The sequence below is a fragment of the Pseudomonas sp. FG86 genome, assembly GCF_057808775.1.
Genome location: NZ_JBMDIS010000136.1, coordinates 1 through 10,751 on the forward strand (window position 1 = coordinate 1; position 10,751 = coordinate 10,751).

Here is a 10,751-nt window from a genome sequence, read left to right on the forward strand (position 1 = left end):
CGCCTGTAATGGGGCCGCTTCGCGCCCCAACGCGGGGCAAGCCCGCTCGCCACAAGAGGTGGGCTTACCATAACAAGCCCGCTCGCCACAGCAGCGTCGCTTGCAATGTTTGATTTGTGTCAGCCGGCCCGCCCGGGCCTTCTGCATAATGGCCCAAGTGTTTATCATGGCCGGCTGCTACGTCTGGTTTCCCGTTGACGGGAGGTTGCTGGCCAGGCGCTTATTTCCAGGAGTTGCTGCATGACCTTTTCTTTGGCCGCCAAACTGTCGGTGTTGCTGGTGTTTATCGGCAGCACGCTGTATGTGCACCTGCGCGGCAAGGCCCGTTTGCCGATGTTGCGTCAGTTCGTCAACCATTCGGCGCTGTTCGCCCCGTATAACGCCTTGATGTACCTGTTCTCGGCGGTGCCGTCCAAGCCGTACCTGGACCGTAGCAAGTTCCCGGAACTGGACGTGCTCAAGGACAACTGGGAAGTGATCCGCGAAGAAGCCATGCACCTGTTCGACGAGGGTTACATTCGAGCCGCTGAAAAGAACAATGACGCCGGTTTCGGTTCGTTCTTCAAGAAGGGCTGGAAGCGTTTCTACCTCAAGTGGTACGACAAACCGCTGCCATCGGCCGAGGCGCTGTGCCCGAAGACCGTGGCATTGGTCAGCAGCATTCCCAACGTCAAGGGCGCAATGTTTGCGCTGTTGCCCGGCGGCAGCCACTTGAACCCGCACCGCGACCCGTTTGCCGGGTCCCTGCGTTATCACTTGGGGCTGTCCACGCCGAACTCCGACGACTGCCGCATCTTTGTCGACGGCCAGGTCTATGCCTGGCGCGACGGTGAGGACGTGATGTTCGACGAAACCTACGTGCACTGGGTCAAGAACGAGACCGAGAAGACTCGCGTGATCCTGTTCTGCGATATCGAGCGGCCGTTGAGCAACCGCCTGATGACCCGCATCAACCGTTGGGTCAGCCAGCAACTTGGGCGCGCCACGGCACCGCAGAACCTGGATGATGAACGCGTCGGCGGCATCAACCAGGCCTACGCCTGGAGCAAGTCCTTCAGCGACAAGTTCAGCGGTGTGGTCAAGCAGTGGAAGCGCAAGCACCCGAAGGCTTACCGCATTGCGCGGCCGGTGCTGGCGGTGGTCGTCCTGGTACTGCTGTGGAAATGGCTGTTCGGCTGATCTGATGTGGGAGGGGGCTTGCCCCCGATGGCGGTGTGTCAGGCTAAATATTTTTGCCTGATCCACCGCTATCGGGGGCAAGCCCCCTCCCACATTTGACCTTCAGCGATCTTTAGCTGGCGATCAACTGGCGCAGCACATAGTGCAGGATGCCCCCGGCCTTGAAGTATTCCACTTCATTGAGGGTATCGATCCGGCACAACACCTCGACCTTCTCGCTGCTGCCATCCTCCCGGGTAATCACCAGTGTCAGGTTCATCCGCGGCACGATCTCCACGTTTGTGAGCCCCAGGATGTCGATCTTCTCCTTGCCGGTCAGCTTCAGCGCCTTGCGGTTCTGATCCAGCTTGAACTGCAGCGGCAGCACGCCCATGCCCACCAGGTTGGAACGGTGAATCCGTTCGAAACTCTCGGCGATCACCGCCTTGACGCCCAGCAGGTTGGTGCCCTTGGCGGCCCAGTCGCGGCTTGACCCGGTGCCGTATTCCTGGCCGGCGATCACCACCAGTGGCGTGCCGCTGGCCTGGTACTGCATGGCGGCGTCGTAGATCGACATTTTCTCGCCCGTGGGGATATACAGCGTGTTGCCGCCTTCTTCGCCACCGAGCATTTCATTGCGGATACGGATATTGGCGAACGTGCCGCGCATCATCACTTCGTGGTTGCCCCGGCGTGAGCCGTAGGAGTTGAAGTCGCGCGGTTCCACACCCTGTTCACGCAGGTAGCGGCCGGCAGGGCTGTCGGCCTTGATATTGCCGGCCGGGGAGATGTGGTCTGTGGTCACCGAGTCGCCCAGCAGCGCCAGCACGTTGGCGCCCTTGATGTCTTTGATCACCGGCAGTGGCCCGCCAATGTCATCGAAGAACGGTGGGTGCTGGATGTAGGTGGAGTCCTTCTGCCACACGTAGGTCGCGGCTTGCGGCACTTCGATTGCTTGCCACTGCTCATCACCGGCAAACACTTCGGCGTATTCCTTGTGGAACATGACGGTGCTGACCTGGGCCACGGCGTCGGCGATTTCCTGGCTGCTCGGCCAGATGTCCTTGAGGTACACCGGATTGCCATCCTGATCGTTACCCAACGGCTCGCTGCTGATATCGATGCGTACCGTGCCGGCCAGGGCATAGGCCACCACCAGGGGCGGGGAGGCCAGCCAGTTGGTTTTCACCAGCGGGTGCACGCGGCCTTCGAAGTTACGGTTGCCGGACAGCACCGAAGCGACGGCGAGGTCGGCTTTCTGGATGGCTTTTTCAATCGGCTCGGGCAACGGCCCGGAGTTGCCGATACAGGTGGTGCAACCATAGCCCACCAGGTCGAAGCCGAGCTTGTCGAGGTATTGGGTAAGACCGGCGGCCTTGTAGTAGTCGGTGACCACCTTGGAACCCGGCGCCAGCGAGGTTTTTACCCAGGGTTTGCGGGTGAGACCTTTCTCCACGGCCTTTTTTGCCACCAGCCCGGCAGCCATCATCACGCTGGGGTTGGAGGTGTTGGTGCAAGAGGTGATGGCGGCGATCACCACGGCGCCGTTTTTCAGGCGATAGGTGTGGCCGTCGTCCTCATAGTCGGTTTCGCCGACCAGGTCGGCATTGCCCACGGCGACACCACCGCCGCCTTCACTTTCCAGGCGGCCTTCTTCCTTGTTGGTGGGTTTGAATTGCAGGTCGAGGAAGTCACTGAAGGCTTGGCCGACATTGGGCAGCGATACCCGGTCCTGCGGGCGTTTTGGCCCCGCCAGGCTGGCCTCGACGCTGCCCATGTCCAAGGCCAGGCTGTCGGTGAACACTGGCTCCTGGCCGGCGTTGCGCCACAGTCCCTGGGCCTTGGTGTAAGCCTCGACCAATTTGACGGTTTCAGCCGGGCGACCGGATAGACGCAGGTAGTCCAACGTCACGTCGTCCACCGGGAAAAAACCGCAGGTGGCGCCATATTCCGGGGCCATATTGGCGATGGTGGCGCGGTCCGCCAGGGGCAGGTCGGCCAGGCCGTCGCCGTAGAATTCGACGAATTTGCCCACCACGCCTTTTTTACGCAGCATCTGGGTAACGGTCAGCACCAGGTCGGTGGCGGTAATGCCTTCTTTCAGCTTGCCAGTGAGCTTGAAGCCGATCACTTCCGGGATCAGCATCGATACCGGCTGCCCGAGCATCGCGGCTTCCGCTTCGATACCACCCACGCCCCAGCCCAATACGCCAAGGCCGTTGATCATGGTGGTGTGGGAGTCAGTCCCGACCAGGGTGTCGGGGAACGCATAGGTACGGCCGTCTTCGTCCTTGGTCCACACGGTGCGGCCAAGGTATTCGAGGTTGACCTGATGGCAGATGCCGGTGCCCGGCGGCACCACGCTGAAGTTGTCGAAGGCGCTCTGGCCCCAGCGCAGGAAGGCATAGCGTTCGCCGTTGCGCTGCATTTCGATGTCGACGTTCTGTTCGAAGGCACGGGTAGTGCCAAACTTGTCGACCATCACCGAGTGGTCGATGACCAGGTCCACGGGGGAGAGCGGGTTGATACGTTGCGGGTCGCCACCGGCCTTGGCCACGGCAGCGCGCATGGCGGCGAGGTCGACCACGGCGGGAACGCCGGTAAAGTCTTGCATCAATACCCGGGCCGGGCGGTACTGGATCTCTCGGTCGGACTGGCGCTCTTTGAGCCAGGCAGCGATGGCCTTGAGGTCGGTGCCGGTGACGGTCTTGTCGTCTTCCCAGCGCAGCAGGTTTTCCAGCAGCACTTTGAGGGACATCGGCAGCTTATCCAGGTCGCCCAGGCTCTTGGCGGCTTCGGGCAGGCTGAAATAGTGATAAGTCTTATCGTCGATTTGCAGGGTTTTAAGGGTTCTCAGGCTATCAAGGGATGACATTACATGACTCCTTATGGTCCGCACGGCTACGGACCTGACGGGACTAACAGAGCTATCAAACTAGCCCTGTTTTCAGTAGCTGGCTAATTACTGGACTCTATGGACAGAACCAAGGTTCCGAACTCGGCTATCATGCGCGCGTTTTCATGACAGGCATTGCGATAGCGCAAGTCAGTTGATTCACCAGGAGAGTCGATGAACACCCTTTTTATGCACTGCCGTCCGGGGTTTGAGGGCGAAGTCTGTTCCGAGATCGCGGAGCACGCCGCACGCCTGAATGTTTCGGGCTACGCCAAGGCCAAGACCGGCAGCGCCTGCGCCGAATTTGTCTGCACCGAAGAAGACGGCGCCCAGCGCCTGATGCACGGCCAGCGTTTTGCCGAGCTGATCTTCCCCAGGCAGTGGGCGCGCGGGGTATTTATCGATTTGCCGGAAACCGATCGCATCAGCGTGATCCTCACGCACCTGCGCGATTTCCCGGTGTGCGGCAGTGTGTGGCTGGAGATGGTCGATACCAACGATGGCAAGGAACTCTCGAACTTCTGCAAGAAATTCGAAGTGCACCTGCGCAAAGCCCTGTTGGGGGCCGGCAAGCTGGTGGACGACCCGAGCAAGCCGCGCCTGCTGCTGACCTTCAAGAGCGGCCGCGAAGTGTTCATGGGCCTGGCCGAGTCGAATAACTCGGCAATGTGGCCGATGGGCATCCCGCGCCTGAAGTTCCCGCGTGACGCGCCCAGCCGCTCGACCCTGAAGCTGGAAGAGGCCTGGCACCACTTTATCCCCCGCGACCAGTGGGATGAGCGCCTGCATGGCGACATGACCGGTGTCGACCTCGGTGCCGCCCCCGGTGGCTGGACCTGGCAACTGGTGAACCGTGGCATGCTGGTGACCGCCATCGACAACGGCCCCATGGCCGAAAGCCTGATGGACACCGGCCTGGTGCAACACCTGATGGCTGACGGCTTCACTTTCGTGCCCAAGCAGCCCGTGGATTGGATGGTGTGCGACATCGTCGAGAAGCCGGCGCGTAACGCCGCGCTGCTGGAAACCTGGATCGGCGAAGGCTATTGCCGTGAGGCCGTGGTGAACCTGAAGTTGCCGATGAAGCAGCGTTACGCCGAGGTGAAGCGCCTGCTCGAACGCATCGAAGAGGGCTTCAAGGCGCGTGGTATTCGGGTGGAGATCGGCTGCAAGCAGCTGTATCACGACCGTGAAGAAGTGACCTGCCACCTGCGTCGGCTGGTGGATGTGAAGAAAACCAAGGCCCGCTAAACTGAGCGCCGGTTTCAGGAGTAGACAATGAGCGATATTTTCGACACCGCCGTTGATGGCACCCTCGATGCAACGGGCCTCAACTGCCCGGAGCCGGTGATGATGCTGCACCAGCACATCCGCGACCTGCCGCCTGGCGGCTTGCTCAAGGTGATCGCCACCGACCCGTCGACCCGCCGCGATATTCCCAAGTTCTGCGTATTTCTCGACCATGAACTGGTGGAGCAGCAGGAACGGGCCGGGACCTACCTGTACTGGATTCGCAAAAAGGTTGATTAAGCCCGTGCCTTGTGCAGGCGAATGCGCCGCCGCGCGCTGCGGGCCAGGCGCACCACCAGCATCCCCGCCGCGCAGCTGAGGCCGACGATCAGCCCCTGCCACAAGCCGCTGGGGCCGTTGGGCGCGCCCAGCCATTCGGTCAGCCCGAGGGCATAGCCGACCGGCAGGCCCACGCCCCAATAGGCAAACAACGTCAGCACCATGGTCACCCGCGTGTCCTGATACCCACGCAGGGCACCGGCGGCGGTGACCTGGATCGCATCGGAAAACTGGAACAGCGCGGCAAACACGATCAGCATCGATGCCACCTGTACCACCCGTGGGTCCGCTGTATAGATCGTGGCGATCTGCTCGCGAAACAGCAGCATCAGGCTGCACGACAGGCAGGCATAGGCCAGCGCAGTGCCCATGCCGACCCCGGCCGCGAAGCGTGCCTCTCGCGGTTCCCCGCGCCCCAGGGCCTGGCCGACGCGCACGGTGACCGCCATGCTCAGGGAGTAGGGGATCATGAACACCAGCGAACTGAAGTTCAGCGCGATCTGGTGCCCGGCCACCACGGTGGCGCCGAGGCTACCGATCAACAGGGCGATCACCGCGAAGATGCTCGATTCGGCAAAGATCGCAATACCGATCGGCAGGCCGATGGCCAGTACGCGCTTGATCACCGCCCACTGCGGCCAGTCGAAACGCTTGAACAACTCGCTGCTCTGATAGGCCGGCGCCCAACGGGTCCAGGCCGCCATGCCGAGCATCATTACCCACATCACGATTGCCGTGGCCCAGCCACAGCCGACGCCACCCATGGCCGGCACGCCGAAATGGCCGTAGATGAACACGTAGTTCAGCGGAATATTCAGCGCCAGCCCGCACAGGCCCATGACCATGCTGGGGCGCGTTCGGCCCAGGCCATCGCTGAAGCAGCGCAGCACGTAGTACAGCGCGACCGCTGGCATGCCCGAGGCGATGCCATGCAGGTACGCCATGCACGGCTTGATCAGCGCGGGGTCGACGTTCATCGCGTGCAGGATCGGTTCGGCGCTGATCAGCATCAGCAACGCGGTCAAGCCGACGATCAGCCCCAGCCACAGTGATTGGCGCACCAGCGGGCCGATTTCGCGGAACGTGCCGGCGCCGAAGCGCTGGGCGACTTTGGGCGTGGTGGCCAGCAGGGTGCCGGTCATCAGCAGGAACACCGGAATCCAGATCGAGTTACCCAGGGCCACGGCCGCCAGGTCCATCGGGCTGACACGCCCGGCCATTACCGCATCGACAAAGCCCATGGCAGTGGTTGCCAGTTGGCCGATCATGATCGGCAGGGCCAGGGTCAGCAGGCTGCGCACCTCGCGGTTGATGCGGGCGGGGCGGGTGAGGGGGGCGGTGATGGCAGCGTTCACGTACGGGGTGTCCAGGAAAGAGCACAGGACGGCGGATTCTACGCCTTGACGCGATAGTCAGGAAAAAACCTGTGTTAGGGATTTGTAAACGATCCTCCAGGCACTCTTCACTCCTGGGATCCACGGTGTGACACCGAGCGCATCCCTGTACACTGCTGATCCGCGAAAGGAGCCTGCCATGCTGATTGTTGCCGACGAAAATATCCCGCTGCTCGATGCCTTCTTCGAAGGGTTTGGCGAAATTCGCCGGGTACCCGGGCGCTCCATTGACCGTGCCACGGTCGAGCAGGCCGATGTGCTGCTGGTACGTTCGGTCACCAACGTCAACCGCGCCCTGCTCGAAGGTTCGGCGGTGCGTTTTGTCGGCACCTGCACCATCGGCACCGACCACCTGGACCTCGATTACTTCAAGCAGGCCGCGATCCAGTGGTCCAGCGCCCCCGGCTGCAATGCTCGCGGCGTCGTGGACTACGTCCTTGGCAGCCTGCAAACCCTGGCCGAGATCGAAGGCGCCGACCTCAATCAACGCACCTACGGTGTGGTGGGGGCCGGTGAAGTCGGCGGTCGCCTGGTCAAGGTGCTCAAGGGCCTGGGCTGGAACGTGCTGGTGTGCGATCCGCCGCGGCAGATCGCCGAGGACGGTGACTACGTCAGCCTGGAACAGATCATCGAACAGTGCGACGTGATCAGCCTGCACACGCCACTGACCAAGTCCGGCAACGGTTCCACCTGGCACCTGCTGGACCGCCAGCGGCTCAACCGCCTCAAGCCTGGCACCTGGCTGATCAATGCCAGCCGTGGCCCGGTGGTCGACAACGCAGCCCTGCGCGACGTGCTGCTTGAACGCGAGGACCTGCAAGCGGTGCTGGATGTATGGGAGGGCGAGCCGGAAGTGGACGTCGACCTGGCTGACCTGTGCGTGCTGGCTACGCCGCATATCGCCGGCTACAGCCTGGATGGCAAGCAGCGTGGCACGGCGCAGATCTACCAGGCGTTCTGTGCGCATCTGGGCCAGGAAGCGAGCATTCAACTCAGCGATTTGCTGCCGCCGCCCTGGCTGGCCGAGGTGCACTTGAATGCATCGACCGATCCCGCCTGGGCTTTGGCGACGTTATGCCGCAGCGTGTATGACCCGCGTCGGGACGACGCAGATTTCCGGCGTAGCCTCGTAGGAACCGTCGAGGAGCAGCGCAAGGCATTCGACCTGTTGCGCAAGCACTACCCTGAGCGTCGCGAGATTGACGGCTTGAAGGTGCGCATCAACGGGGAGTCGGCGGTGTTGGCGAATATCGTCCAGGCATTGGGCGCAAGCGCCCTGTAGGAACACTGTTACTGTGGCGAGGGCGCCACCTCCCGTTGGACTGCGCAGCCGTCCCATTGTTTGGGGCCACTTCGCGGCTCAATGGGAGCCAGCAGCCTGGCCACAAAAAAACCGGCCACCAGGACCGGTTTTGAAAGAGTTCAGGCGCTTCAGCCTTGCTGCGCAGGCTTGACCAGGCGTTGTTCCAACTCGCGGCACGCTTGCTGGATCATCTCTTCGGTAATCTGCACTTCGTGGCCCTTGGCGTCGATGTACGAGCAAGGCAACTGCTGCGGTTGGCGGATCACTTCAATCTTGGCATCGCTGCTATTTTGCAAGGTCATAGCCTGTCTCCTCATCAGGTTGTGTACCTACTGTAAAACCCCCGCGTGACCGCGCTGTTACAACTCCTTGCACAATCACCGGTTCGAGCCCCCAGTCCAGCAGAAACCTCCGCGGATTTCCAGCGGGACGTTAGACCGATAGCCTCTAGGCATCAGTATCGGTGGGCATAATTAATCTGACTCATTGCTGTTACGAAAGTTGTTATTTGCCCAAGTTCCCCCCATGTGGTGTACACGTTCCTCAACGGTGATGCCCTCCATGTTCTCAGTCCGACAGCGCCGCGCGATTCGCCTGGCCAGCCGCTTTATCGCGCCCTACCGCTGGCAGGCCCTCGGTGCCCTGTTGGCGCTGATCGTTACCGCCGGCATCACTTTGTCCATGGGGCAGGGCATTCGCCTGCTGGTGGATCAGGGCTTCATGACCCAGTCGCCACACCTGCTCAACCAGTCCATCGGGCTGTTCATGATTCTGGTGCTGGGCCTGGCGGTGGGTACGTTTGCACGCTTCTACCTGGTGTCGTGGATCGGCGAGCGGGTGGTGGCCGATATCCGTCGCCAGGTGTTCAATCACTTGATCTACCTGCACCCCGGCTTCTATGAAAACAACCGCAGTTCGGAAATACAGTCGCGACTCACCACCGACACCACCTTGCTGCAATCGGTGATCGGTTCGTCGCTGTCACTGTTCCTGCGCAATGGGTTGATGGTCATCGGCGGCATCGTGTTGCTGTTCATCACCAACCCCAAGCTCACCAGCATCGTTGTGGTCGCACTGCCTTTGGTGCTGGCGCCGATCCTGATCTTCGGCCGCCGCGTACGCAGCCTCTCGCGCCTGAGCCAGGACCGCATTGCCGATGTAGGCAGTTATGTGTCCGAGACCCTCGGCCAGATCAAGACCGTACAGGCCTATAACCACCAGGTGCAGGACGAACGACGCTTTGCCGTGACCGTCGAGGAAGCGTTCAACACCGCACGCAAACGCATCGCCCAACGCGCCTGGTTGATCACCCTGGTGATCATGCTGGTGCTGGGGGCCGTGGGCGTGATGTTGTGGGTCGGCGGCATGGACGTGATCAGTGGGCGCATTTCCGGCGGCGAGCTGGCGGCGTTCGTGTTCTACAGCCTGATTGTGGGCAGCGCCGTCGGCACCCTCAGCGAAGTGCTCGGCGAACTGCAGCGCGCTGCCGGTGCGGCGGAGCGAATCGGCGAGTTGTTGCAGTCGAGCAACGATATCCAGGCTCCCGCCACCGGCACGGTGCACTTGCCGGCGCGGGTCAGCGGCCGCATGGAACTGCAAGACCTGCGCTTTTCCTACCCCTCGCGGCCGGACAGCTACGCCATCGACGGGTTGAGCCTGACCATCAACCCCGGTGAAACCCTGGCGCTGGTGGGGCCGTCCGGTGCCGGCAAGTCGACGATTTTCGACCTGCTGCTGCGCTTTTACGACCCCCAACAAGGCCGCATCCTGCTCGAAGGCCACCCCTTGACCGAGCTGGACCCGCTGGACCTGCGCCGCCACTTCGCGCTGGTGTCGCAAAGCCCGGCGCTGTTCTTCGGCAGCGTCGAGGAGAACATCCGCTACGGCAACCCGGCGGCGACCCGTGAGCAGGTCGAAGCCGCGGCCCGTATTGCCCACGCCCATGATTTCATCCTGCAAATGCCCGACGGCTACCAGACCCACCTCGGCGACGGCGGCATGGGCCTTTCCGGCGGCCAACGACAACGCCTGGCCATCGCCCGCGCATTGCTGGTGGACGCGCCGATCCTGCTGCTGGACGAAGCCACCAGCGCCCTCGATGCGCAGAGTGAACACCTGATCCAGCAGGCGTTGCCGCAATTGATGCAGGGCCGTACCACGCTGGTGATCGCGCATCGCCTGGCCACGGTGAAGAACGCCGATCGGATTGCGGTGATGGACCAGGGCAAGCTGGTAGCGGTGGGTACGCATCAGCAGTTGATTGCGAACAATCCGCTGTATGCGCGGTTGGCGGCGTTGCAGTTCAGTGACGCCGTAGAGGTCGCAAAAAACCAGGCCTAGCGTGATCTACGCAGGGGAGGCTGTTGTGGCGAGCGTGCCTGTTGTGGCGAGCGGGCTTGCCCCGCGTTGGGCTGCGAAGCAGCCCCAATAA

8 protein-coding genes are annotated in these 10,751 nt (G+C 62.1%); 5 read left to right on the forward strand and 3 right to left on the reverse strand.

Translation table 11 applies throughout. From position 1 onward, the window contains the following. Nucleotides 1-240 precede the first annotated feature (240 nt). Nucleotides 241-1,179, forward strand: a complete 939-nt coding sequence (locus ACODSV_RS34710) for an aspartyl/asparaginyl beta-hydroxylase domain-containing protein (protein ID WP_024074067.1) — start codon at nt 241-243, stop codon at nt 1,177-1,179. A 112-nt stretch (nt 1,180-1,291) separates the two neighbouring features. On the opposite strand, the gene acnA is transcribed toward ACODSV_RS34710, so the two are convergent. After that, complete coding sequence (gene acnA / locus ACODSV_RS34715) at nt 1,292-4,033, reverse strand: aconitate hydratase AcnA (RefSeq protein WP_024074068.1); 2,742 nt, start codon at nt 4,031-4,033, stop codon at nt 1,292-1,294. A 195-nt stretch (nt 4,034-4,228) separates the two neighbouring features. Here acnA and rlmM point away from each other — a divergent pair, with 195 nt between their 5' ends. Next, nucleotides 4,229-5,305, forward strand: a complete 1,077-nt coding sequence (gene rlmM, locus ACODSV_RS34720; protein ID WP_024074069.1) for a 23S rRNA (cytidine(2498)-2'-O)-methyltransferase RlmM — start codon at nt 4,229-4,231, stop codon at nt 5,303-5,305. A 27-nt stretch (nt 5,306-5,332) separates the two neighbouring features. After that, entirely contained in the window at nt 5,333-5,584 is a 252-nt protein-coding gene (gene tusA, locus ACODSV_RS34725) for a sulfurtransferase TusA (protein WP_024074070.1), read from the forward strand. On the opposite strand, the gene ACODSV_RS34730 is transcribed toward tusA, so the two are convergent. Further along, the gene (locus tag ACODSV_RS34730) at nt 5,581-6,978 is read right to left on the reverse strand and encodes an MATE family efflux transporter (protein WP_150054282.1); all 1,398 of its coding nucleotides are present in this window, start codon (nt 6,976-6,978) and stop codon (nt 5,581-5,583) included. The two genes, tusA and ACODSV_RS34730, sit on opposite strands and share 4 nt — an antisense overlap. 178 nt (nt 6,979-7,156) lie before the next feature. Here ACODSV_RS34730 and pdxB point away from each other — a divergent pair, with 178 nt between their 5' ends. After that, on the forward strand, nt 7,157-8,299 hold the full coding sequence (pdxB, locus tag ACODSV_RS34735; protein WP_024074072.1) for a 4-phosphoerythronate dehydrogenase PdxB: 1,143 nt from the start codon (nt 7,157-7,159) through the stop codon (nt 8,297-8,299). Nucleotides 8,300-8,448: 149 nt separating this feature from the next. Here the strand turns inward: pdxB and ACODSV_RS34740 are convergent, their stop codons facing one another. Beyond that, complete coding sequence (locus ACODSV_RS34740) at nt 8,449-8,622, reverse strand: PA1571 family protein (protein WP_041160865.1); 174 nt, start codon at nt 8,620-8,622, stop codon at nt 8,449-8,451. Between the two features lie 250 nt (nt 8,623-8,872). Between ACODSV_RS34740 and ACODSV_RS34745 the strand changes: the two genes are divergently transcribed. Beyond that, a complete protein-coding gene (locus ACODSV_RS34745; protein WP_190300974.1) occupies nt 8,873-10,660 on the forward strand; it encodes an ABC transporter transmembrane domain-containing protein in 1,788 nt (595 codons plus the stop codon). Nucleotides 10,661-10,751: the final 91 nt, after the last annotated feature.

What these genes read in the sequence shown, in the direction of transcription:
- tusA (WP_024074070.1), top strand. Translation starts at nt 5,333, where the DNA reads ATGAGCGATATTTTCGACACCGCCGTTGATGGCACCCTCGATGCAACG.
- ACODSV_RS34710 (WP_024074067.1), top strand. Translation starts at nt 241, where the DNA reads ATGACCTTTTCTTTGGCCGCCAAACTGTCGGTGTTGCTGGTGTTTATC.
- rlmM (WP_024074069.1), top strand. Translation starts at nt 4,229, where the DNA reads ATGAACACCCTTTTTATGCACTGCCGTCCGGGGTTTGAGGGCGAAGTC.
- acnA (WP_024074068.1), bottom strand. Translation starts at nt 4,033, where the DNA reads ATGTCATCCCTTGATAGCCTGAGAACCCTTAAAACCCTGCAAATCGAC.
- ACODSV_RS34745 (WP_190300974.1), top strand. Translation starts at nt 8,873, where the DNA reads ATGCCCTCCATGTTCTCAGTCCGACAGCGCCGCGCGATTCGCCTGGCC.
- pdxB (WP_024074072.1), top strand. Translation starts at nt 7,157, where the DNA reads ATGCTGATTGTTGCCGACGAAAATATCCCGCTGCTCGATGCCTTCTTC.
- ACODSV_RS34740 (WP_041160865.1), bottom strand. Translation starts at nt 8,622, where the DNA reads ATGACCTTGCAAAATAGCAGCGATGCCAAGATTGAAGTGATCCGCCAA.